At 71.9% G+C, this 22,640-nt stretch carries 22 protein-coding genes and 1 pseudogene; 6 read left to right on the forward strand and 17 right to left on the reverse strand.

Translation table 11 applies throughout. The features are described from left to right. Position 1: 1 nt before the first annotated feature. Together AA23TX_RS15295 and AA23TX_RS15300 are read right to left on the reverse strand one after the other, a co-directional pair. Positions 2-559, reverse strand: coding sequence for a TetR/AcrR family transcriptional regulator (locus AA23TX_RS15295; RefSeq protein WP_155543186.1), 558 nt, complete (start codon positions 557-559; stop codon positions 2-4). A 67-nt stretch (positions 560-626) separates the two neighbouring features. Continuing rightward, a complete protein-coding gene (locus tag AA23TX_RS15300; protein ID WP_155543187.1) occupies positions 627-1,145 on the reverse strand; it encodes a winged helix-turn-helix transcriptional regulator in 519 nt (172 codons plus the stop codon). Positions 1,146-1,238: 93 nt separating this feature from the next. Between AA23TX_RS15300 and AA23TX_RS15305 the strand changes: the two genes are divergently transcribed. Continuing rightward, the gene (locus AA23TX_RS15305; RefSeq protein WP_155543188.1) at positions 1,239-2,651 is read left to right on the forward strand and encodes an MFS transporter; all 1,413 of its coding nucleotides are present in this window, start codon (positions 1,239-1,241) and stop codon (positions 2,649-2,651) included. Here the strand turns inward: AA23TX_RS15305 and AA23TX_RS15310 are convergent. From AA23TX_RS15310 to AA23TX_RS15320, 3 genes are read right to left on the reverse strand one after another with little or no spacing between them, the layout of a single operon-like run. Then, positions 2,634-3,299: an NADPH-dependent F420 reductase gene (locus AA23TX_RS15310; RefSeq protein ID WP_155543189.1), complete on the reverse strand. Its 666-nt coding sequence runs from the start codon at positions 3,297-3,299 to the stop codon at positions 2,634-2,636. The two genes, AA23TX_RS15305 and AA23TX_RS15310, sit on opposite strands and share 18 nt — an antisense overlap. Beyond that, complete coding sequence (locus AA23TX_RS15315; protein ID WP_155543190.1) at positions 3,296-4,333, reverse strand: LLM class flavin-dependent oxidoreductase; 1,038 nt, start codon at positions 4,331-4,333, stop codon at positions 3,296-3,298. The genes AA23TX_RS15310 and AA23TX_RS15315 overlap by 4 nt, the downstream gene beginning before the upstream one ends. Further along, positions 4,326-5,363 carry an LLM class flavin-dependent oxidoreductase gene (locus AA23TX_RS15320; RefSeq protein WP_155543191.1) on the reverse strand — a complete coding sequence of 346 codons (1,038 nt, stop codon included), beginning with the start codon at positions 5,361-5,363 and terminating at the stop codon, positions 4,326-4,328. Before AA23TX_RS15320 ends, AA23TX_RS15315 begins: the two co-directional genes overlap by 8 nt. 67 nt (positions 5,364-5,430) lie before the next feature. Between AA23TX_RS15320 and AA23TX_RS15325 the strand changes: the two genes are divergently transcribed. Beyond that, positions 5,431-5,895 (forward strand): MarR family winged helix-turn-helix transcriptional regulator, encoded by a 465-nt coding sequence (locus tag AA23TX_RS15325; RefSeq protein ID WP_155543192.1) that lies wholly within the window; start codon positions 5,431-5,433, stop codon positions 5,893-5,895. Here AA23TX_RS15325 and AA23TX_RS15330 read toward each other — a convergent pair. Next, positions 5,892-6,998 (reverse strand): acyl-CoA dehydrogenase family protein, encoded by a 1,107-nt coding sequence (locus AA23TX_RS15330; protein ID WP_155543193.1) that lies wholly within the window; start codon positions 6,996-6,998, stop codon positions 5,892-5,894. The genes AA23TX_RS15325 and AA23TX_RS15330 overlap by 4 nt on opposite strands. Before the next feature lie 28 nt (positions 6,999-7,026). Further along, the gene (locus tag AA23TX_RS15335) at positions 7,027-7,683 is read right to left on the reverse strand and encodes a TetR/AcrR family transcriptional regulator (protein ID WP_230862503.1); all 657 of its coding nucleotides are present in this window, start codon (positions 7,681-7,683) and stop codon (positions 7,027-7,029) included. Between the two features lie 136 nt (positions 7,684-7,819). Between AA23TX_RS15335 and AA23TX_RS15340 the strand changes: the two genes are divergently transcribed. Next, complete coding sequence (locus AA23TX_RS15340; RefSeq protein WP_155543194.1) at positions 7,820-9,037, forward strand: oxygenase MpaB family protein; 1,218 nt, start codon at positions 7,820-7,822, stop codon at positions 9,035-9,037. Positions 9,038-9,075: 38 nt separating this feature from the next. On the opposite strand, the gene AA23TX_RS15345 is transcribed toward AA23TX_RS15340, so the two are convergent. Together AA23TX_RS15345 and AA23TX_RS15350 are read right to left on the reverse strand one after the other, a co-directional pair. After that, positions 9,076-10,410 (reverse strand): MFS transporter, encoded by a 1,335-nt coding sequence (locus AA23TX_RS15345; RefSeq protein WP_155543195.1) that lies wholly within the window; start codon positions 10,408-10,410, stop codon positions 9,076-9,078. Continuing rightward, complete coding sequence (locus AA23TX_RS15350) at positions 10,376-11,200, reverse strand: MurR/RpiR family transcriptional regulator (RefSeq protein ID WP_155543196.1); 825 nt, start codon at positions 11,198-11,200, stop codon at positions 10,376-10,378. The genes AA23TX_RS15345 and AA23TX_RS15350 overlap by 35 nt, the downstream gene beginning before the upstream one ends. 90 nt (positions 11,201-11,290) lie before the next feature. Between AA23TX_RS15350 and AA23TX_RS15355 the strand changes: the two genes are divergently transcribed. Further along, a complete protein-coding gene (locus AA23TX_RS15355; protein WP_155543197.1) occupies positions 11,291-12,733 on the forward strand; it encodes an aromatic amino acid ammonia-lyase in 1,443 nt (480 codons plus the stop codon). Positions 12,734-12,798: 65 nt separating this feature from the next. Here the strand turns inward: AA23TX_RS15355 and AA23TX_RS15360 are convergent, their stop codons facing one another. Together AA23TX_RS15360 and AA23TX_RS15365 are read right to left on the reverse strand one after the other, a co-directional pair. Continuing rightward, on the reverse strand, positions 12,799-13,176 hold the full coding sequence (locus tag AA23TX_RS15360; protein WP_155543198.1) for a bacteriophage spanin2 family protein: 378 nt from the start codon (positions 13,174-13,176) through the stop codon (positions 12,799-12,801). After that, positions 13,173-14,105, reverse strand: a complete 933-nt coding sequence (locus tag AA23TX_RS15365; protein WP_155543199.1) for a TerC family protein — start codon at positions 14,103-14,105, stop codon at positions 13,173-13,175. The genes AA23TX_RS15360 and AA23TX_RS15365 overlap by 4 nt, the downstream gene beginning before the upstream one ends. 186 nt (positions 14,106-14,291) lie before the next feature. On the opposite strand from AA23TX_RS15365, the gene AA23TX_RS15370 reads away from it, so the two are divergent. Together AA23TX_RS15370 and AA23TX_RS15375 are read left to right on the forward strand one after the other, a co-directional pair. Then, the gene (locus AA23TX_RS15370) at positions 14,292-14,600 is read left to right on the forward strand and encodes a helix-turn-helix transcriptional regulator (RefSeq protein ID WP_155543200.1); all 309 of its coding nucleotides are present in this window, start codon (positions 14,292-14,294) and stop codon (positions 14,598-14,600) included. Positions 14,601-14,695: 95 nt separating this feature from the next. Continuing rightward, the gene (locus AA23TX_RS15375) at positions 14,696-16,603 is read left to right on the forward strand and encodes a potassium transporter Kup (protein WP_196425327.1); all 1,908 of its coding nucleotides are present in this window, start codon (positions 14,696-14,698) and stop codon (positions 16,601-16,603) included. Here the strand turns inward: AA23TX_RS15375 and AA23TX_RS15380 are convergent. The 6 genes and pseudogenes from AA23TX_RS15380 to AA23TX_RS15405 form a co-directional block, all read right to left on the reverse strand. Beyond that, positions 16,600-17,600 (reverse strand): annotated as a pseudogene (locus AA23TX_RS15380) (IS481 family transposase). The gene AA23TX_RS15375 and the pseudogene AA23TX_RS15380 overlap by 4 nt on opposite strands. Before the next feature lie 125 nt (positions 17,601-17,725). Further along, positions 17,726-19,162, reverse strand: coding sequence for a sensor histidine kinase (locus tag AA23TX_RS15385; protein ID WP_155543202.1), 1,437 nt, complete (start codon positions 19,160-19,162; stop codon positions 17,726-17,728). Then, positions 19,159-19,842 carry a response regulator transcription factor gene (locus tag AA23TX_RS15390; protein WP_155544462.1) on the reverse strand — a complete coding sequence of 228 codons (684 nt, stop codon included), beginning with the start codon at positions 19,840-19,842 and terminating at the stop codon, positions 19,159-19,161. Before AA23TX_RS15390 ends, AA23TX_RS15385 begins: the two co-directional genes overlap by 4 nt. Further along, positions 19,839-20,885, reverse strand: coding sequence for a hypothetical protein (locus tag AA23TX_RS15395; protein ID WP_155543203.1), 1,047 nt, complete (start codon positions 20,883-20,885; stop codon positions 19,839-19,841). The genes AA23TX_RS15390 and AA23TX_RS15395 overlap by 4 nt, the downstream gene beginning before the upstream one ends. Further along, on the reverse strand, positions 20,885-21,646 hold the full coding sequence (locus AA23TX_RS15400; RefSeq protein ID WP_155543204.1) for an ABC transporter permease: 762 nt from the start codon (positions 21,644-21,646) through the stop codon (positions 20,885-20,887). Before AA23TX_RS15400 ends, AA23TX_RS15395 begins: the two co-directional genes overlap by 1 nt. Beyond that, positions 21,643-22,548, reverse strand: a complete 906-nt coding sequence (locus AA23TX_RS15405) for an ABC transporter ATP-binding protein (protein ID WP_155543205.1) — start codon at positions 22,546-22,548, stop codon at positions 21,643-21,645. The genes AA23TX_RS15400 and AA23TX_RS15405 overlap by 4 nt, the downstream gene beginning before the upstream one ends. Between the last annotated feature and the right edge of the window lie 92 nt (positions 22,549-22,640).

A 22,640-nucleotide genomic window follows, 5' to 3' on the forward strand; every position in this document is an offset into this window, starting at 1 on the left:
CTCAGAGAGCGGTGAGCAGGGAGAGAACGCCGGAAACGGCCTGGTCGAACGGTTCGGGTGCGGCGGCGGCGCGAGCGAGCACATAGCCGCCCTGCAGGACGGCGACGACGGTGGCCGCCAGCGCCGCGGTGTCCAGCCCGGCCGGCAGCTCACCCGCGGCCCGGCCCTCGTCCAGGACCTCGGCCAGCCGGGCTCGCAGGCGCGTCAAGGTTTCGTCGACCGGCGCGCGCAGCTCCAGGTCGGCGACGATGTCGGGGTCCTGCGTGAGCCGGCCGATGGGGCAGCCCTTGAGCACTTCGCGCTCACGACGCAGGTACGCGGTGATCCGCTCGACGGCGGTCCCGGGCGTGCGCAGCTGGGCCTCGGCGGCGGCCAGCAGCTCGTCCGCGCTGCGCCGCACGGCCTCCAGGGCCAGCTCCCGCTTGCCGGAGAAGTGGTGGTACATGCTGCCTTGCCCGGCGCCGGCGTGCTGCTGGATGGCCTTGGGGCTGGTGCCCACGTAGCCGCGTTCCCACAACAGCTCACGGGTGCTGTCGACGAGCTGGTCCCTGGTGTTCACGCCGAGTACTGTACATACCAGTAGGTACAGAAACCAGGGTCGTGCCCTCGAAACCCGGCGGGAGAACTCAGTGCACGGGCTGGAGGAGGGGGCGCGGCCGCGCGAGGACCGCGCTGACCTGGCCGTCTTCCGGGGACGGCGGCGTCAGTCCCGGGCCGGGCGTCATCACTGTCTCGGCGAGCGTCACCTCCTCGCCGCAGTGCCGGCAGGTGCCCGACTGCGCGACTTCGCCCTCGCACCCCGCGTGGACGAACACGCGGCGCCGCCCGCCCGGCGCGTAGTGCTCGTCGCCCCAGGCCGACAGGGCCCGGATGACCGGCCAGAGCCCGCGGCCCTTCGTCGTCAGCTCGTACTCGCTGCGCTTGCCGGGGCCCGGGACGCGTTCCAGTACGCCTTCGCCGATCAGGAACTCCAGCCGTTCGGTCAGGACCGCGCGCGGGATGCCGAGGTGCTCGACGAAGTCGCTGAAGCGGCGGACGCCGAAGACGGCGTCGCGGACGATCAGCAGCGTCCAGCGCTCTCCGACGATCTCCAGGGCGCGGACCATCGAGCAGGCCTGGTTGGTGTATTCGCGGGGGAGTGCCATGAGTTCCAGTCTGCCACAAAAGAGTTCGTTCATCGAACCAATCGTGCTAGCCTTCCGGCGGAAGAGTTCGGTCACCGAATCAATGGAGTCCGCATGGCCAGCCGCACCGGAGCCGTACTCGTCGCTTCCGGCGGCGCGACCCTGCTCGCTCTCTTCGTCTTCACCGCGCCGCTCTCGATCGTCCCGGCCGTGGCCGGCGGCCTCGGGGCCGGCGCGGTCGCGACGTCGTGGATCCTCAGCTCGATGAGCCTCGGCCTGGCCGTCGCGCTCCTGCCGGCCGGCGCGGTCGGCGACGACTTCGGCCGTCGGCGCGTCTTCGTCGCCGGCGCCCTCGTGACGGCCGTGGGGTCCGTGCTGTGCGCGGTCGCGCCCGGCCCGCTGACGTTCATCGGCGGCCGGGTCGTCGAAGGCCTCGGCTCCGCCGCGCTGATCGCGTGCGGGCTCGCGGTGCTCGGACCCGCGTTCCCGGACGCCGCCGGTCGCGCCCGCGCCACCGGGCTGTGGGGCGCCTGCCTCGGCGCGGGCATCGCGATCGGCCCGTTGGCCGGCGCGGCCCTGAACCACGACTGGCGCGTGCTCTACGTCGTGATCACGGTGCTGTCGCTCGGGGTGGCCGTGCTCGGGTGGGTCCTGCTGGAGGAGTCCGTTTCGGCGCGGGCGCGGACGGTCGACCTGCCCGGCGCGCTGCTGCTGGGCGGCGGACTCGCGGCGCTGCTGGCCGCGCTGACCGAAGGCAGGCAGGGCTGGACGAGCCCCCTCGAACTGACCCTCGTCGCGGCGGCGGTCGTGCTGCTCGCCGCGTTCTTCGCCCACCAGAACTCCGCCGGCGGCGGGATGCTCGACCTGGCACTCTTCCGCCGCCCGGCGCTGGTGTCGGCGACGGCGGGTGCGTTCGTGGCGGGTGCCGGGGTGACCGCGCTGATGGCGTTCCTCGGCACGATGCTCGAGAACGGCCTCGCGGTCAGCCCCCTGACGGCGGCGCTCGTGGTGCTGGGCTGGTCGGCGACGAGCGTGGTTTCGGCACTGCTGACGCGCCGGCTCCCGGCCACGCTCTCCGGTGGTGCGCGGCTGAGCGCCGGCTTCGTCGTGGTGGCCGCGGGGCTGGTCCCGCTCGCGTTCGTCACCCCGGCCTCGGCGCCGGCGGCCCTGCTGCCGGGCCTGGTGGTCGCGGGCTTCGGGACGGGCGTGGTGAACGCGTCGCTCGGGCGGGAAGCGGTGGCGAGCGTGCCTCCGCACCGGGCCGGCATGGGCAGCGGCATCAACAACACGAGCCGCTACGTCGGCGCGGCGCTCGGCGTCACCGTGGTCAGCGTGCTGGCGGTCCACGGCACGCCGACGCCGGCGACGCTGACGGCGGGCTGGAACACCGCGGTCCTCGTCGGCATCGCGGTATCGCTGCTGGGCGCGGCGGCGATCGCGGCATTGACCGTCCGGGCGAAGCGCGCCACGGCGGCGGTCACCCGGGCCGCTGTCGAGCACATCCGCCCGCTAGGAAACGGCTCCTGACCGGGCGACGAGCCGGCCTCGCTCCGACTCGGGGAACCGGTCGAGCATGACGCGCAGCTCGCCGGCGGTGACGTTCGCGCCGAAGGCTTCGGCGCCCGGTTCGAGTCGGACGCCCTCGGCCAGGGAACCGGCGAGGAGCGGGTCGAAGCCCAGTGCGTCGACCAGCTCGGCCACGCGCGCCACGTCGGCCGGGTCGTCGCCGGCGACCGCGATCGCCTTGCGGCCCGGTGTCCCCGCGGGGCGGGCCTCGTCTTCGAGGTCGTGGTAGCCCATGTGGTTGAACGCCTTCACGACGCGTGACCCGTCCAAAAAGGACTGAACGGTCTCGCTGGTCGACACGAGCAGGTCGTCGCGGACGCCGTCGACCTCCCACCAGTAGTTCATCGCGTCGACGACGAGCTTCCCGGCCAGCGCTTCCACCGGGACGGTGCGGTACTTGCCCAGCGGCAGCGCGAGGAGCACGACGTCCGCCTTCGTCGCCGCGTCCGGCGCGGTCGTCGCGATCGCGCCGGGCGTGAGGACGTCGACCGTCAGTGCGATCTTGTCCGCCGCGCCCGAGCCGGCCACGAGCACCTCGTGCCCGGCGGCGAGGGCGAGCCGGGCCAGGACCGTGCCGACCTTGCCCGCGCCGAGGATGCCGATGATCATTTCGCCTCCGAAAGGATGTCGCGCACCAGCGGGATCACCTTGGTGCCGTACAGCTCGACGGCGCGCAGGCGCGCGCTCGCCGGCTGCGATCCCGAACTGTAGATGAGGTCGAACCGGCCGACGCCCAGCTCCGCGACCGCGCCGGCGATCTTGCGGCCGACGGTCTCGGGGGACCCGATGTAGAGCGAACCGTGCTCGATCTCGCGGTCGTACTCTTCGCGCCGGATCGGCGCCCAGCCGCGCAACGCGCCGATCCGGTCGCGGATCACGCGGTAGCGCGGCCAGAACACCTCGCGCGCCTCCTCGTCGGTGTCGGCGACGAACCCGGGGGAGTGCATGCCGACCGGGTGGGCGGTGGTGCCGAACTGCGCGGCCGCCTTGCGGTACAGGTCCAGGTAGGGCGCGAAGCGCTGCGGCGGCCCGCCGATGATCGCCAGCATGAGCGGGAGGCCGTGGTGGGCGGTCCGGATGACCGACTGGGGTGACCCGCCGACGCCGACCCACGTCGTCAGCCGGCCGGACTCGGTCTTCGGGTAGACGTCGGCTTCCTCCAGCGACGGCCGCAGTCTTCCCTGCCAGCTCACGGGTTTCTCGTCGAGCAGCCGCACGAACAGGTCGAGCTTCTCCTCGAACAGCGCGTCGTAGTCGCTCAGGTCGTAGCCGAACAGCGGGAACGACTCGGTGAACGAGCCCCGGCCGAGGATGACCTCGGCGCGGCCGCCGGAGAGGGCGTCGACCGTCGCGAAGCGCTGGAACACGCGGACGGGATCGTCGGAGCTCAGCACCGTGACGCCGGAGGACAGCCGGATCCGCGACGTCCGGGTGGCGATGCCGGCCAGCACGGTTTCGGGCGTCGAGATGGAGTACTCGGGACGGTGGTGCTCGCCGAGGGCGATCACGTCCACCCCGATCTCGTCGGCGAGGACGGCTTCGTCGACCACCTGCCGGATGGCGGCGGCGTGGGAGAGCGGCCGGCCGGCGTCGTCCTCGGGGACGTCGCCGAAGGTGTCGAGGCCGAATTGCACGTCAGACACGGGAAGGCTCCTTCGCGAGCAGTTCGCGCACCCGTGGCGCGACCTCGCTGCCGAGCAGCTCGATCGTCCGGGCCCGAGCGGCCCGCGGCAGGTGCATGATGTCGTACTTGAGGTCGAAGCGGCTCAGGTGCAGGTCGCGCGCCACGGTCGCGATCTTGCGGGCGACCGTGTCCGGGGAGCCGACGAACAGGGCTCCGGTGTCCACTTCGGACAGATAGCGGCGGCGATCCGGTTCGTAGAAGCCGCGTTCGGCGGCGATCCGCGTCACGACCGGGTGCCAGTACCGCCACCAGGTCTCGACGGCTTCCTCGTCGGTGTCCGCGATCAGGCCGAGGGAGTGCTGGCCGACGGGCTGCGGTGACTGCCCGAACTGCTCGAGCGCTCGCCGGTACAGCTCGACGTGGCCGGCGAACCGCTGCGGGCGGCCGCCGATGATCGCCAGCATGAGCGGGAGCCCGTAGCGGGCCGCCCGCACCACCGAATCCGGGCTGCCGCCGACGCCGATCCAGGTGGGGATCCCGCCCGGACGCATCCGGGGGTGCAGCGTCTGTCCGGTCAGCGGCGCGCGTGTCCCGCCGGACCAGGTGACGCTCTCCTCGCGCTGCAGCCGCATGAACAGGTCGAGCTTCTCCTCGAAGAGCCGCTCGTAGTCGGCGAGGTCGTAGCCGAACAGCGGGAACGACTCCGTCGCCGAGGCCCGGCCCAGTACCAGCTGGGCGCGGCCGTCCGAGACGGCGTCCAGGGTGGAGAACTCGTGGTAGAGGCGCACCGGGTCCTGGGTGCTCAGGACGGTCACCGAGGTGCCGAGCTTGAGGTGCTCGGTCGCCGTCGCGATCGCCGCCAGCAGCACGGGCGTGGCGCTGTCGTTGTGGCCCTCGCGGTAGTGCTCGCCGACGCTGAAGACGTCCAGCCCCGCCGATTCGGCCAGCCGTGCCTCCTCGACCAGCAACCGGACGGTCTCCGCGTCGCTCAGCGCGCGGCCGTCGTCCGTGGCGACCTCGCCGAACGAGTTCAGTCCCAGCTCGATCATCGTGGCTCCTTTGATTGACACGTCAATCATCCGCTCGATATGATTGACGTGTCAACTAGGAGGTAGCGTGACCCGGACGACACGGCGGCGTGTGCTGCCGACCACCGAGGAGCTGCGCGTCTGGCGCGGCTTCATCGAGACGGCCGAAGCTCTGCGCGCCGAGCTCGGCGCGCGGCTGCAGGCGGAGTGCGCGCTCTCGCCGGGGGACTACGCGGTGCTGCTCGCGCTCAGCGAGGCGGACGGCCGGCGGCTGCGGTCGTCGCAGCTCGCCGACGACATCGGCTGGGAGCGCAGCCGCCTGTCCCATCATCTCGGCCGCATGGAGAAGCGCGGACTGCTCCGCCGGGAGGAGTGCCGGACGGACAACCGGGGAGCCGAGGTGGTGCTGACCACCGAAGGTTCGGCGGCCTTCCGGGGCGCGACGGTCCCGCACCTGACAGCGGTCCGCGAGCTGTTCGTGGACGCGCTGACCCCGGAGCAGCTCACCGCGGCCGGCGAGGTCGCGGCGGCGCTCCGGGCCAAGCTCGGCTAGAGGCCGTACGTCTTGCCGATGATGTCGCGCTGGATCTCGCTCGTGCCTCCGTACACCGTGGACACGACGGTCGACCGCAGGAGGCGTTCCATGCCGTACTCGGTCGCGTAGCCGTAGCCGCCCATCATCTGCATTCCGTCCAGCGCCATGGCCTTCGCGAACTCCGTCGCCTTCAGCTTGGCCATGGATGCCTCGCGCGGCAACGGTTTCCCGTCCGAGGCGTCGATCTTCCCGGCGACGTCGTGCACCAGCAGGCGGGTGCACTCCAGCTCGGTCGCGTGGTCGGCGATCCGGTGCCGCAGGGCCTGGAACGACCCGACCGGTCGGCCGAACTGCCGGCGCTCGCGGACGTAGGCCACCGTGTCGTCGAACGCGCGACGGGCGGTGCCCAGCATGATCGCCGCCAGGATCATCCGCTCGAGGTTCAGGCCCGCCATCAGCTGCCGCCAGCCCTGCCCGGCCTCGCCGACCACCGCGTCCGCGGGCAGCCTGCAGCCGGTGAAGTAGAGGTCGTTCACCTCGCGCCCGCCCATCGTGTCGATGCCGTGCACGGCCAAGCCGTCGAGGCCGGCGGGCACCGAGAACATCGTCAGGCCGTCGTGCTTGCCGCCGTCGGCGGACGTGCGCGCGACCAGCAGGATGTGCCGGGCGAGGTGCGCGTTGGAGCACCACGTCTTCTGCCCGTCGATCACCCAGCCGTCGTCGTGGCGGACCGCCTTGCACGTCAGCGCTCCGACGTCGGAGCCGGCGCCGGGCTCGGACATCGAGACGGCCAGCACCTCACCGCGGAGGAAGTCGCCCAGCACTTCGCGCTTGCGGTCTTCCGAAGCGAACTTCTCGTACGACGCCGCGGTGATCACCGACGTGGCGAACCCGCCGATGGGCGCCTGGTGGTAGGCCGTCGTCTCCAGGAACAGCACCAGGTCCAGCATCCCCTGCCCCGCCCCGCCGTACTCCTGCGGGACGGCGAGGCCGAGCCAGCCGAGGCCGGCCATCTTCCGGTACAGCGCGTCGTCGTGCGGGGTGGTCCGGTCGCCCACCTCCCGGCGGCAGAAGTCGTCGACGGCGGCGACGAAGTCGCGTTGCTCGGTGGAAAGGCTCACGAGTGCTCCCGGCGGTAGGCGTACGAGCTCAGGCTTCGAGCAGGGGGACGAGGTAGCGCCGGGCCAGCGCGGCCAGCTGCTCCTCGTCGTCGAGGTCGATGACGTGACTGGGGATGGCCAGGAACGAGCCGGAGACCCGGACCATCAGCTCGGCCACGACGTCGGCGTCCAGCTCGGTGCGCACGTTCCCCGCGTGCTGCTCCTGCCGGAGCTGGCCGGCGACGAACTCCCGCACGGTGGCCAGCGTGCGTCCGTCGTCGGTGATCATGGACGACGCGAGCAAGCCCGGTTCCGCGGCCATCAGCCCACCGATCAGCGGGTTGCCCCGGATGGCGCGCAGCGAGCTCACGAAGCCGAGCACGACCCGGTCGGCGACCGTCTCGGCTTGCTTGATCTCGACCAGGAACCGGTCGAAGTAGCGGCGGTACTCGCGGCGGACGACGTGCTCGACCAGCGTGTCCTTCGTCGCGAACCGCCGGTAGACCGTGATGCGCGAGAGCCCCGCGCGCTTGGCGACGTCCTCCATCGTGGACCGCTGGATGCCCATCCGGCAGAACTGCTCGTAGGCCGCGTCGAGCACGCGGACGCGGATGTCGTCGGCGTCGTCGACCTGTTCGACGGCGTCGATGTAGGCGCGCTCCAGCAGCGACTCCGCGCCCGGGGCACCGATGAACGGCTGTTCCACGACCACCTCCTGATCCTTCCACTCGGGGGCTTGTGGGGGGTCAGCACATCATGCTCTGATACAGAGAGGCAAGTCGCGTATCACTGTACCTGAATGTTCGAGCATCACTGTCGATCTCGGCTCCGGAGGAGAAGCGATGGCCAAGGACGAAGTCAGCCGGCGGCTCGCGTTGAAGCGCGGCGGGGCGCTGGGAGTGCTGGGCGCGGCGACCGTGGCGTCGCCGGCGCTGTGGACGTGGCCGGCCGAGGCGTCGGTCGCCCGGACCGGAGCCGGCGCGGATCCCCGGTGGGTGTGGGATCCCGAGGCCGACGCGCTGCTCGCGTCGGTCATCGACCGCGGCGACGTGCCGGCGGTGAACGCGCTGCTGCGGACGTGGAAGAAGAACGGCCAGGCCCTCCCCGACGGCCTGCCCGCCGACGTGCGGGACTTCGTCGAGCGGGCGCGGCAGCTGCCGTCCTGGACCGACCAGGGCAAGCTCGCCAAGTCGTTCGCGTTCACCGAGAAGCGCGGCCTCTACCTCGGGATCCTGTACGGCCTGGCGAGCGGGATGATCAGCACGGTCATCCCGCACGAGGCGCGCGCGGTGTACTACTCCAAGGGCGGCGCGGCCATGAAGGACCGCATCACCAAGACCGCCAAGCTCGGCTACGACATCATGACGCGCAACGCCTTCGCCGCCGACGGCGAGATGATCGTGACGTGCGTGAAGACCCGGCTCGTGCACGCCGCGGTGCGCCATCTCCTGCCACGGTCGCCGGGGTGGACGGGCACCGCCGACCAGACGGCGCCGATCAGCCAGCGGGACATGCTCGTCACGTGGCACAGCCTGCCGACGACCGTGATGGGGAAGCTGACCTCGTGGGAGGTGCCGATCCCGCGCGCGGAGTCCGACGGGTTCCTGCACTCCTGGCAGCTGACCGCGCACATGCTCGGCATCATGGACGAGTACATCCCGGCGTCCTGGACCGAAGCGAACGCCCAGGCCGAGCAGATCCTGACCCCGGTGCTCGCCCCGACCGACGAGGGCATCGCCCTGGCCGAGATCCTGCTCAACCTGGGGTCCTCTGTGGACGGTGGCGTGCTGAGCACGCACGTCCTCGGCGCGCTCACGCGGTTCATGCTCGGTGACCGGATCGCGAACTGGCTGCGCATCCCCCGCGAGCCGGTCTGGGACCCGCTGCTCGACGTGGCCTGGGGCCCGTTCATCGCGGTCCGCGAGGGCCTGCTCCCGTTCCCGCTGGCCCCGGCGGCGTACTGGACGTTCGACGAGATCATCCGCCAGGCGACGCTGCTGTTCCTGTCCGAGGGGAACCCGATCAGCATCGAGATCCCCGACGCGAACCGCCCGTCCTGACCGCCCGGGGCCGCCGTGGCCGGGCGGCCCCGGGTTCGTCAGTCCAGCATGGAGTTCTTCGTCTCCGGGGCCCACTTCACCGACACCACCAGCCCCACCACCAGAACCAGTGTCAGGATCAGCATCGTCGGGGAGAAGCCGATCCCGTCCAGGGCCAGCGGGAGCAGGAACGTGCCGATCGCCGAGCCCACGCGGCTCAACCCGTTCAGCAGGCCCACTCCCGAACTGCGCAGGTCCGTCGGGAACAGCTCCGGCGGGTACACCTGGTCGAGGTTGACCGCCGCCGACATGGTGAACGTGAAGACCAGGAACAGCGGGAACAGCAGCGCCGTCGGGGCGTCCGGCCAGACCGCCATCGGGGCCATCGTCACGATCAGCACCACGAACGACCAGATCGTCAGGCCGCGGCGGGTCATCTTCGCGACCAGCCACAGGCCGCCGAAGCTGCCCAGCAGCAGGAACAGGTTCAGGATGCCGTCGCTGGTCGTGTCCTCCTCGCCGATGCCGATCTTGAGCAGCACCAGCGGCAGGAACGTGTAGATTGCGAAGTACGGGATGACCTGCGCGTTGTAGAAGATCGCGCCGAACGCCGTGGCGCGGCGGTACTGCTTGCCGAACAGCTCGCGGTAGCGCGCCCGCCGCTCCGGGCGGTGGGTGGCCACCAGCTGCTCGAACGACGCTTCGTCGCCGCGCAGCCGGCGCACCACCGCGCGGGCCTGGTCGAGGCGGCCCTGCGTCAGCAGCCAGCGCGGGGACTCCGGGACGCCGATGCGCAGCAGCACCACGGCGATCGCCGGGAGACAGCTCGTCGCCAGCAGCCAGCGCCACGAATCGCCGCCCAGGGAGATCAGGTAGTTGCCGAGGAAGAACGCCGCGACGTAGCCCACGGTCCACAGCACCGTCAGCGACGCCAGCAGCCCACCGCGGTACTTGCGCGGGACGAACTCCGCGACGAGGGTCGGCCCCAGTGCGTAGTCGGCGCCGATGCCGATCCCGATCAAGAGCCGCAGGATGAACAGCTGCACGGGATCCTGCACGAAGAACTCCGCGGCCGACGCGACGGCGATCAGCAGGAAGTCCACAGTGTACAGTCGCTGGCGGCCGATCTTGTCCGCCGCCCAGCCGACCAGCACGCTGCCGAGGAAGATCCCGATCAGCGCCGACGCGCCGAGCAGGCCCTCCCACACCGCGCCGAACCCGAGCGAGGACGCGATCACCGGCAGGGCGATGCTGATGATGCCCAGCTCGTAGCCGTCGGAGTAGTTGGCGCAGAACGTCAGCGCCGTGATGCGCAGGTGGAACCGGTTGAGGGGGACGTCGTCGAAAGCGGTGACCGCCTCACTCGGGGAGGAAGAGGTCTTGCTCTGCGGCATAGTCTTCGAAGCCTTCCAGTCGTTGCCGGGCCGTGGCGCCGGCCGCGTCGGCCATCGCCTCGACCAGCGCCACGGTCAGCGAGACGACCGCGGCGTGGGAGTCGAACACGAACTCCGACGCGACGCCCGCGCTGAGCACGTCGTCGGCGAGAGGGGTCAGCGCCGTGACGGGCCGGTCCGTGATCAGGAGGGTGCGCAGGCCCAGCGCGCGGGCCTGCTCGAGCGCGGCGGCGCTTTCCCGCGGGTAACGGGGGAGCGCGACCAGGACCAGCGTCCGCGCGCCGCACCGGTGGGCGTGGCGCAGGGAGTCGCCGAAGACGCTGCCGGAGTCGGTCAGCAGCCGGACGTCCGGGTGGATCTTCGTGGCCAGGTAAGCGAAAGCGGCCGCTTGGGCCGCGGAGACGCGGTAGCCCGCCACGACGAGCGGGACGGATTCCATGAGCCCCGCCGCGAGCGTCCGCAGGCGGGTGTCGTCGGCCAACTGCGCCCGCAGGGCGCCGAGGTTCCGGACGTCGGCGTCGATCGCGTCCTGGAACTTGTTGCCGCCGCACTCCGGCTCGGGCTCGGCCGCCGCTTCCCGCAGGTAGCGGCGGAACCCGGCGTAGCCGTCGAACCCGAGCAACGCGACGAACCGGGTGACCGACGGCTGGCTGACCTGCGCGTACTCGGCGAGCTCGGCGCTGGTGAGCGCCACGGCCTCGGCCGCGTGGTCGGCGAGGTAGCTGGCGATGCGCCGCTGCGCCGGGGTCAGCCGGTGGGCGGTGAGCAGCTCGTGCAGCGACCGGGACACCGGGTCTCCGTCCTTGTGTGAATGAGTAGTTTCATGTCACCTTAGGAATGAATGAAAACTTGTCAAGAGCGCTTGTTAGGGAAGGTGGCGATGACCGACACCAACCGCATCGAGATCAGCGGGGCCGGCCTCCGCTGCGCCGACGTGGTGCGCGTGGCCCGGCGCAGTGCGTCGACGGAGCTCGGGGCCGACGCGCTGAAGAAGGCGGAGTCGAGCTATCAGCTGGCCGTCGAGCTGGGCGCCAAGCGCGCGGTCTACGGCCGCACGACCGGGGTCGGCGCGAACCGGCACACCGTCGTCGACCCGGAGTCGGCCGACCACCACGGCCTGCGCCTGCTGCGCAGCCACGCGGGCGGGACCGGCGACCCGCTGCCGGACGACGCCGTGCGCGCGGTGATGGCCATCCGCCTCAACCAGCTGGCCGCCGGCGGGAGCGGCGTGCACCCGCGGCTGCTGGAGGTGCTGCAGACGGCGTTGCGCGTCGGCGCGCTCCCGCACGTCCACTCGCGCGGCGCGATCGGCACCGGCGACCTCGCCCAGCTCGCCGAGATCGCCCTGACCCTGGCGGGGGAGCTGCCGTGGGCGGCGGGCGACCTCGACCCGGTCGCGATCAGCCCGGGCGACGCGCTCGCGTTCATTTCCAGCAACGCCGCCACCCTGGGCGAGGCCGTCCTGGCCTGGCACGACCTCAGCCGGCTGCTCGCGGCGAGCCACGTCGTCACGGCGCTGACGTTCTGCGCGCTCGGCGGCTCGGCCGAGGCGTACTCGGAGCGCGTCCACGCCGCGCGGCCGCACCCGGGCGCCGTCCACTGCGCCGCCGAGATGCGTCGCCTGCTGACCGGTGCCGCCGAAGGGCGGCGGCTGCAGGATCCGTTCGGGCTACGGGCGTTCCCGCAGGTCCAGGCCCCGGCACTGGACGCCGTGGCGGCCGTCGAAAGCGTGCTGGCCATCGACATCAACGCCGCCGCGGAGAACCCGCTGATCGACGTCGAGACCGAGCAGGCCTACCACCACGGCCAGTTCTCGACCGCGCACGTGGCGCTGGCGTTCGACCAGCTGCGCGCGGCGCTGCACCACGTCGCGGAGCTGTCCACCGCGCGGCTGGGCGACCTGGTGGAGCCGGACCTGAGCGGGCTGCCACCGTTCCTCGCCGAGGGGCCGGCGGGCAGCTCGGGGATCATGATCCTGGAGTACGTCGCCCACGACGCGCTGGGCACGCTGCGGCACGCGGCCTCACCGGTCACGCTCGGGACCGCGGTGATCTCCCGCGGGCTGGAGGACCACGCGAGCTTCTCGACGCACGCCGTCCGCAGCACGGTCGCCGCCACCGCGGCGTACCGGACGGTGCTGGCGTGCGAGCTGCTCGCCGCGGTCCGCGCGCTCCGGTTGTCCGGCGTCCGGCTACCGGACACGCCGCTGCGGGAAGCGTTCCGCCTCGCCGACGGCGGCCTTCCGCACATCCCGGAGGACCACCCGCTCAGCGCGGAGATCAAACAGGCCGAGCGGCTCCTGGACCGGCTGGCCGTGCTCTGATGCCCCGGCAGTCACGCGTGCTGCCCGCCGGATCACGCGTGATGCCGTTCCGGACACGGGTTCGCTCAGAGGCCGCACGCCTTGGTCAGCGCGGTGACCTGCTCGGACTTGCGCCGCACCCAGTCCGCCGGGCCGGTGACCAGGTCGTCGACCGTGGTCTCGCGCAGCGTGGTCGCCAGGGAGCCGATCGCCTCGCCGGCGGTCGTGCCGGCGGCGCGTTCCGCGAGGGCCGTCAGCTCACGGCCGGCCTCGTGCGCGCGGTCCGCCGCGGCTCGCGGGTCGGCGAGATCGGGAGTGGCGGTGGCGATCCGGACCGCGTCGGTGCAGACGCTGACCGTCGTGGCGGCATTGCCGACGCGGCCGGCGGTTTCGGAGGCCGCGCCGCAGCCCGTGAGAGCCAGCAGGAGACCGCCGGCGATGGCCGCTGTCGCGAGTCGTTTCATCGGGTTTTCCCTTCAACCGGAACGTTGCGCGTCTTGAGGAGGCTCGCGGCGACCGCCGTCGCGAGGATGAGGCCGACCACGCCCAGCGAAAGCGCCGTGGGGATCTTCCAGATCTCCAGCAGCAGCATCTTCACGCCGACCCAGACGAGGACCAGCGCCAGGCCGAGCTTGAGGTAGACGAACCGGTGCATGAGGTCGGCGAGCAGGAAGTACAGGGCGCGCAGGCCGAGGATGGCGAACGCGTTCGACGTGAACACCAGGAACGGTTCCTGGGTCACGGCGAAGATCGCGGGGATCGAGTCGACCGCGAAGACGACGTCGGTGACCTCGATCAGCACCAGCACGGCCAGCAGCGGCGTCGCCACCCAGCGGCCCGCTTCGCGGACGAGGAACTTCTTGCCGTGGTGGACATCCGTCGACGGGACAAGCCTGCGGAAGACGCGCAGGACGACGTTCCGGTCGTAGTCCACCGTCTCCGAGCGGTGCAGCGCCATCCGGATGCCGGTGAGGACGAGGAAAGCGCCGAACACGTAGAGGATCCAGGCGAAGCTCGCGAGCAGCGCCGAGCCGGCGGCGATGAACACCGCCCGGAAGACCAGGGCGCCGATGACGCCGTAGAACAGGATGCGGTGCTGGTGTTCGCGAGGCACGGCGAAGTAGCCGAAGATGATCGCGAACACGAAGACGTTGTCGACGGCCAGGGATTTCTCGATCACGTAGCCGGCGAAGTACTGACCGGCGAGCTCCGCGCCCCAGACCCACCAGACCACGGCGCCGAACGCGACGCCCAGCGCGACCCACACAGCGGACCACGTGAGCGCTTCGCGGACGCCGACGACGTGCGCCTTGCGGTGGGCGAACAGGTCGACCGCGAGCATCAGCAGGATGACGCCCAGCACGGCGGCCCAGGCCCAGATGGGGACGGTCACGGCACACTCCTCCGGTTCGATGGCGAACCGGAGGTCTTCCCGGCCACCCAGAAGGTGGCGCCGGCACCGGGTCTGCGCAGAGACAGCCGTATTGACGATGCCGGACCGAGCGGGTACTCCCCTCCGTCTCCTCCAGAATGACGAACTGTGCTTCGTCTGTCAAGTGTGGACGGCTATGCTGCGACGATGGCCACGTGGACGTTCCTGAGCAATCACGCGCACGTTCTGCTGTGCGTGGCGGAGAACCCGGACCACAAGCTGCACGACATCGCCGAGCGCGTCGGCATCACTGAGCGTGGCGTCCAGCTGATCCTCGCGGACCTGATCGCGGACGGCTACGTCGAACGCGAGCGCGTCGGGCGGCGCAACCACTACACGATCCACCCGGAGAGCCGGTTGCGTCACCCGCTGGAGGCGCACCACCGGGTGGCGGAGCTGGTGGAGGCTTTGGGCCCGGAGCGTCCCTGCGTGCGAAGCGGCGCAAAGATTCCGTAAATTCGCGTGGACTCCTCCGCGCCCCGGCGCGAAAACCGGCGTCCGGCCGGAGCGGGCCAGTAGGGTCCGGCGTGCCCGGCGCCGAGGAGGAGCACGTGAACGGGAAGACCACCACGACGGACACCGTCCGCCTGGGCCTGGTGATCGGCGCGCTCGGCGTCGTGTTCGGGGACATCGGCACCAGCCCGATCTACACGCTGCAGACGGTGTTCAGCCCCAGTGACCCGCATCCGGTCCCGGTGAGCGCGGACAACGTGTTCGGCGTGGTGTCGCTGATCTTCTGGTCGGTGATGATCATCGTGACCGTCACCTACGTGCTGCTGGCCATGCGCGCCGACAACGACGGCGAGGGCGGCATCATGGCCCTCATCACCCAGCTGCGGCGCGTGCGCGAGCCGAGCGGGCGCCGGACCGCGCTGGTGCTGGCCGGGCTCGGCATCTTCGGCGCCGCCCTGTTCTTCGGCGACAGCATGATCACCCCGGCGATCTCGGTGCTGTCCGCGGTCGAGGGCCTCAAGCTCGTCTCGGACGACCTCGACGCCTGGATCGTGCCGATCACCGCCGTGATCATCATCGGGCTGTTCCTGGTGCAGCGGCGCGGCACCGCGGCGGTCGGGCGGGCGTTCGGGCCCGTCATGATCGCGTGGTTCGGGGTGGTCGGCGCGTGCGGGATCGCCGGGATCGCCGGGCACCCGGAGATCCTGAAGGCGCTCTCGCCGACGTACGCGATCGGGTTCATGGCCGGGCACTTCGGCATCGCGTTCTTCGCGCTGGCGGCGATCGTGCTGTCGGTCACCGGCGCCGAAGCGCTGTACGCCGACATGGGCCACTTCGGCCGGCGCGCGATCACCCGGGGCTGGTTGTTCCTGGTCCTGCCCGCCTGCGTGCTCAGCTACCTCGGGCAGGGCGCCCTGATCCTCGAGGACCCGGCGAACGTCAGCAGCCCGTTCTTCCTGCTCGTGCCGAGCTGGGGACGGCTGCCGATGGTGGTGCTGGCGACGGCGGCGACGGTGATCGCGTCGCAGGCGGTCATCACCGGCGCGTACTCGGTCGCCGCGCAGGCCGCCCAGCTCGGGTACCTGCCCCGGCTGCGGATCGCGCACACGTCGGAGACCGAGCGGGGCCAGATCTACGTTCCGTGGATCAACTGGCTGCTCCTGGTTTCGGTGCTGACGCTGGTCTTCGCGTTCCGCAGCTCGACGGCGCTGGCGTTCGCGTTCGGCATGGCGGTGACCGGCACGATCACCATCACGACGCTGCTGTTCTTCTACGTCGCCCGGACGCGGTGGGGGACGCCGGGCTGGCTGCTCGGTGCCGGCGCGGCCGTCCTGCTGACCGTGGACCTGCTGTTCGTCGCGGCCAACCTGACCAAGCTCGTGCACGGCGCGTGGCTGCCGCTGCTGATCGGTCTCACGGCGTTCACGATCATGACGACGTGGCAGCGCGGCCGCCGGATCGTCACGGCCGAGCGCGAACGTCGTGAGGGCCCGCTGCCGGAGTTCATCGAGGGACTGCACGAAACACCGGTGCAGCGGGTCCCGGGCACGGCGGTGTTCCTCAACCGCGGCGGCCGGACCGCCCCGCTGGCCCTGCGCGCGAACGCCGAGCACAACCACGTCCGGCACGAGCAGGTCGTGATCCTGTCGCTGGAGACCGAGCCGGTACCGCGGGTGCCGGCCGACGAGCGGGTGAGCGTCGCGGACCTCGGGCACGCCCACGACGGGATCGTGTTCGTCACCGCGCGGTACGGCTACATGGAGACCCCGGACGTCCCGGGCGCGCTGGCCCTGCTCGACCCGGCGCAGACCGAAGGCCGCCTGCGGCTGGACGAGGCGTCGTACTTCCTGTCCAAGATCGAGCTCCAGCGCGGCCCCGAGCCGACGATGGCGGCCTGGCGCAAGCGCCTGTTCATCGCGACGTCGTACATCACGGCGGACGCGGCGGAGTACTTCGGCCTGCCCCGGGACCGCACGGTGATCATGGGCTCCCACGTCGACGTCTAGATGTGATGTCCGGGGAGGTTGGTCAGCCGGGTGACCGGCGGCTTGCCGCCGGTTGAGCTGTGGGGTCGATGATGATTGTAGAAGTGCAGCCACCCCGGTAACGCGGCCCGCCGCAGGGTTTCCGACGGATAGAAACGGGCATAGGCCCAGCCCTCGGCCAACGTGCGGTGAAACCGTTCGATCTTGCCGTTGGTCTGCGGCCGGTAAGGCCGAGTCCGTTTCGGAGTGATCCCCAGCTCGAGGCAGGTATCGCGCCAGGCATGAGACCGGTAGGCCGACCCGTTGTCCGAGAGCACCCGCTCGACGGCGACGCCGCGGGCAGCGAACCAGGCCACGGCCCGGCGCAGCACTGCGGTGGCGGTAACAGCGGTTTCGTCGGCGTGGATCTCGGCGTAGGCGACGCGGGAATGGTCGTCGAGCACCGTGTGCACGAACCCGGTCCCGATCTTGGGGTTGCGGTAGGCGTTGCGGGGCTTGCCCGGCGTCGCGGCCCGGTTGCGGTCACCTTGAGCGCGTCCGACGTAGCGCCAGCCGCCGCCGTCGGGGATGTTGCCGAACTTGGTGACATCGACATGGATCAGCGACCCGGGATGGTCGTGTTCGCAGCGGCGCAGCGGCGCAGCGGCTCGCCGGTGACCCGGTCGATGCGGGAGAGCCGGTTGATCCGGCATCGCACCAGCACCGCGTGCACCGTGGATGCGGGCAGGCCGAGCCGGCCGGCGATCTGGACCGGGCCCAGCCGCTTGCGCCACCGCAACCGCACGATCGCCCGCACCAGGTGCTCGGGTGTGCGGGTCGGGCTGCGGCGGGGACGGCAGCTGCGATCAGCCATGCCGGCCACGCCTTCGGCTCGGTAGCGGGCGGCCCATTTCGCGGCGGTTTTGGCGGCGACCATGAACATCTTCGCTGCTGAGGTGCAGGTCCAGCCTTGCTCGACGATCAGGCGGGCCAGGCGCAGCCGGGTGCGTGGGGTCAGGGTGGCGTTAGGGTGGGACACGAAGGCCTCCGGTCGGTGAAGCGGTTCCTAGACAGCTCCACTTCACAACCGGAGGCCTTCACCTGTCAGCACGACAGGCCGCCGCTGGTCACCTCAACTCGGGACAACGTCCCTGGACATCACATCTAGAGCAGCGGCAAAGCCAGCCGGAAGCAGGCGCCTTCGCCGAGGGCAGTCTCCAGTTCGACGTCGCCGCCGTGCGCCCGGGCCAAAGACCGGGCGATCGACAACCCCAAGCCCGCGTCCGCGCCGCCCGTTCGGGTCCGGGACCGGTCGGCGCGGTAGAAGCGGTTGAACACCTTCTCCGCCTGCTCGGCCGTCATCCCCGGACCGTCGTCCACCACCTCGAGCACCGCGCGGCCGTCGGCCGTGCCCACACCGATGCGGACGGGGGTGCCCGGCGGGGTGTGCGCCGCCGCGTTTCCCACCAGGTTCGTGACCACCTGGCGCAGCCGGGCTTCGTCCGCGTCGACCGGGGCCGGGCCCGGTGGTCCGGCTCCGCCCGGCCCGGTCAGGGAAATCTCGCGGGAAGGATCCAGCGCCCGGAGGTCGTGGCGCGCGTCGCCGGCGAGGGTGCGCAGGTCCATCGGGGCCCGGTCGAGCTGGTCCTCGGGTGCGTCGTCGAGCTGGGCGAGCAGCAGCAGGTCCTCGGTGAGCGCGGTGAGCCGGGTGGCTTCGCGGTCGATGCGGCGCATCGCGTCGTCCACATCGGACGCTCCGGTCAGCGCCCCCATCCGGTAGAGCTCCGTCGACCCCTTGATCCCGAACAGTGGCGTCCGCAGCTCGTGGCTGACGTCCGCCACGAACGTGCGCATCCGCACCTCGGACGCCGCCCGGTCGGCGAACGCCTCCTCCAGCTGGCCGAGCATGGTGTTGAGCGACGCCGCGAGGTGCCCGATCTCCGTGCCGGGCGAGGCGAGACCGGGGACGCGCCGGGTGAGGTCGCCGCCGGCGATGGCGGCCGCCGTGTGCTCGATCCGGCGCAGCGGCCGCAAGCCCCGGCCGAGCGCGAACCAGCCGGCGGCGGTCAGCACGACGAGCAGGCCGGCGCCGGTGACCAGGCTGCTCACCCGCAGCTGGGTGATCGTGGCGTCGGCTTCGGCGAGCGGCGCGGCCGAAACCACCGTCCCGCCCCAGCGGACGGCCCGGAGCGCGACGGCACGCCAGCGCTGTGACCCGTCGGCGGCGTCCAGGTCGACGGCCGTCCCGTCGGCGGGGACCGTGCGCAGCGCGTCGGACGGCGGCAGTGCCGCGCCGGGCACCCGCGAGGAGTGCAGGCCGCCCACCACCGCGCCGCCGGTGTCGAGGTAGACGACGTACGGCGTGCCGAACAGGCCGAGCGCGGGGTCGAGGAGGTCCGGCCGCACCGTGGGGTTCTCGGCGGGCGGCGGGCCCGCGGCGCGCGAGATGAGCTCGGTCATCGACCGCAGCTGGCCGTCGAGCCGGTCGAGCTGGAAGCGCTCCAGCCGACCGGAAACCAGCGTGCTGACGAGGGTCAAGCCGGCCAGCAGGAGACCCGCGGTGAGCAGGAGCAGCCGGGCGCGCAGCGACAGCCGCCTCACCGCCGGGGCTCCCGCAGCACGTAGCCGACGCCGTGCACGGTGTGGATCAGCTTCGGCTCCTCGGTGTCCACTTTCCGGCGCAGGTAAGAGATGTAGGTGTCGACGATGCTGGCGTCCCCGCCGAAGTCGTCGCGCCACACGCGGTCGAGGATCTGCGCCTTCGACACCACGCGGCCGGCGTTCTCCAGCAGGTAGCGCAGCAGCCGGAACTCGGTGGCGGACACGCGCACGGGCCGCCCCGCCCGCGTCACCTGGTGGCCTTCGGCGTCGAGGGCGAGGGTGCCCACCGCCAGCACGTCGGCCGGGTGCCCCGAGGTCCGGCGGAGGATCGCGCGGATCCGCGCGATCAGCTCCGCCAGGTCGAACGGCTTCGTGACGTAGTCGTCGGCGCCGAGGGACAGGCCGGTGACCTTGTCGGCCTGCCCGTCCCGCGCGGTGAGGAACAGGACGGGCACCGGGCGGTGCTGCTCGCGCAGCCGCCGGACCACCTCGAAGCCGTCCATGTCCGGCAGCATGACGTCCAGCAGCACCAGGTCGGGCGGCTCCTCGGTGGCCGCGGCGACGGCTTCTCCCGCCGTCGCCGCGGACGTCACCCGGAACCCGGCGAACCGGAGCGCGGCCGACAGCAGCTCGCGGACGGTGGCTTCGTCGTCGACCACCAGCAGCCGTTCGGCGCTCATCGCTTCCATGCCCGCGAGGATACGGAGATCGCGCCGGCGAGCAGGCTGCCCGCGAACCCGGCGAGCGCGCCGGCCGCGAGCGCGAGCAGCGGGTTCGCGGTGAGCCGCACGTCCAGGACCGGCACCGAGAAGCCGAACGCGGCCACCGAGACGTCGGCCGAAACGCGCGAGAGCAGCGTCATGACGACCGCCACGCCACCCGCCACCGCGCCGACGACCGCCGCCCGGCGCAGCGGGTCACCGCGGCGGACGACGAGGACGAGCACGGAGACCAGCAGGAGCGCGCCCGACACCCAGGGGCCGGGCGTGAAGTGCCCGAAATCCGGCACACAGGGGAGCGCGGGGGCCACCGTCCACGGCACCCCGAGTCCCAGCAGCACGGCCCCGGTCACCAGCTGGGGGAGGACGAGCAGGACCCCGCCGGCGGCCGCGGCGCCACCGAACGCCCCCGCGGCGGCTGTACCTCCGACGACGAGTACGGCCAGCGGCCACCGCAGCACCCGAAAACCCGTTGCCACGGAAAGAAATCGCGTCGCCAGCCAGCACGCGCCGACGACGGCGAGGGCCAGGATCGCCGCACCCAGGGCCGCGGGGCCGACCGCGACCGAGAACCCGGCGTCCACCCGGCCGGGCACCGGGATTCCCGGCCCGGCGGAGACGCAGCCTCGCAGCCCGCCGGTGGTGGCTTCGGGCAGCTTTCCGTTCGCCAGTGCGGCGATCCCGGCCACCCCGGCCGCGAAAGCCGGCACGGCCACCGCGCCGCGGACGAGCAGCTCGCCGTCACGCCGGCGCAGCAGCCACCCCAGAACCACCGCGCCCGCAAGGGAAACCCCGAGCGGGATCGCGTGCAGATCGCCCCGGACGGCGACCGGAAACCCGCCGGACGGAACCGCTTCGACGTCCACCGGCCCGCCCACGGCGAGCGCCACGACCGCCGGGGTGAACCGGACGGCACCGAGCAGCGCCAGGCCGGCCGCCGCGACCCCCGCCATCGCGAGCAGCGCGGCGACGGCGGCGGCCAGGCCCCGGACCACCTCCCGCATCAGACGTCCCGGCGCCGGAACACCGCGAACGCGACGGCCAGCACGACCGCGACGCCCGCGCACATCCCGGCCAGGTTCAGCCAGGGGTGCGGGAAGTCCGGGTCGGGGACCGTCTTGAGGATCGCCGACGCGCCGAGCGTCGGCCAGTAGAAGAACAGCTCGCGCAGCCACGACGGGAAGAGACCCGCGAGGGCGGGCACCAGGAAGACGATCCCGACGAGCGTGGCGAGCGCCCCCGCGGTGGCCCGCATGAGCGTGCCGAGCCCGGCCGCGAGCAGCGCGATCGCCGCGAGGTAGAGCCCGCCGCCCGTCACGGCGGAAAGCACACCCGGATCGCCGAACCGCGCGTGCGGCAGGTCCTGCGCCGCCAACACGGTCTGGCCGAGGAAGAAGGCGCCGAACATCAGGGCCTGACCCGCCACCACGGCGACTCCGACGGCCACCACGACCTTCGCCGCCAGCAGCCGGTGCCGCCGGGGCGTGGCGATCAGGGACGTCTGCATGAGCCCCGTGGCGTGCTCGGACGTGACGACCAGGATGCCCAGCACGCCGATGATCAGCTGCGCCACGATGTACGACGTCAGGCTGCGGTTGGTGGGGTCCCAGGCTTGCGGGTCCTCGGCGTACGTCTTCGCGGCGGAGTTCATGGCCAGGGCGGTGATGCCGAGCCCGACCCCGAAGAGGCACACCAGGGTGTACCAGGTCGAGCGCAGGCTGCGGAGCTTGATCCACTCCGCGTGGACCGAGTGTGCGAAAGTCACGCGGAGGCTCCCTCGTACTCGACGCTGTCCTTGGTCAGCTCCATGAAGGCGTCTTCGAGCGAGACGCGCTGCGGGGTGAGCTCGGCGAGCGCGACGCCGTGGTAGGCGGCGAGCTTGCCGATCTCCCCGCTCGTCAGGCCGGAGACGACGAGCGAGGCCTCGACGCCTTCGCGCACGGTGGCGCCGGCGGTGACGAGCAGCCGGGCGAAGCCGGCGTCCGGCGTGCGGACGAGCACGGTGCCTTCGCCGCGCACGAGCTCGCTCACGGCGGTGTCGGCGACGAGCCGCCCGCGCCCGATGACGACCAGGTGGTCGGCGGTCTGCGCCATCTCGCTCATCAGGTGGCTGGACACCAGCACGGCCCGGCCTTCGCGGGCGAGGGAGCGCATGAAGTCGCGGATCCACCGGATGCCTTCGGGGTCGAGCCCGTTCACCGGCTCGTCGAAGATCAGCACGCGCGGGTCGCCGAGCAGCGCCGCCGCGATGCCGAGGCGCTGCCGCATGCCGAGGGAGAACCCGCCCGCCCGCTTGCCGGCCACGCCCTCCAGCCCGGTCCGGGCGAGCACCTCGCCGACCCGGCGCCGCGGGAGCCCGTTGCTCACCGCGAGCGCCAGCAGGTGATCGTAGGCTTTCCGGCCACCGTGGACGGCCCCCGCGTCGAGCAGGGCGCCGACCTCGGTGAGCGGCACGGGAAGGTCGCGGTAGCGGCGGCCGCCGACCGTGACGGACCCGCGGGTCGGGGCGGCGAGGCCGAGGATCATCTTCATGGTCGTGGACTTGCCGGCCCCGTTCGGCCCGAGGAACCCGGTCACCTGCCCGGGTGCGACGGTGAACGACAGGTCGTCCACGACGGTGTCGGGGCCGTACCGCTTGGTCAGGCCGCGGATTTCGATGGTGGTCATGGCGGCGAGCCTGGCCCGCCCGCCTGGCCGGTTCCTGGGAGGTTCTGGGAGAACCCTGGGAAATCCGCCGCCGGACGTGGCTCCGGCCGCGT

It is taken from the genome of Amycolatopsis camponoti (genome assembly GCF_902497555.1).
Classification (GTDB): domain Bacteria; phylum Actinomycetota; class Actinomycetes; order Mycobacteriales; family Pseudonocardiaceae; genus Amycolatopsis; species Amycolatopsis camponoti.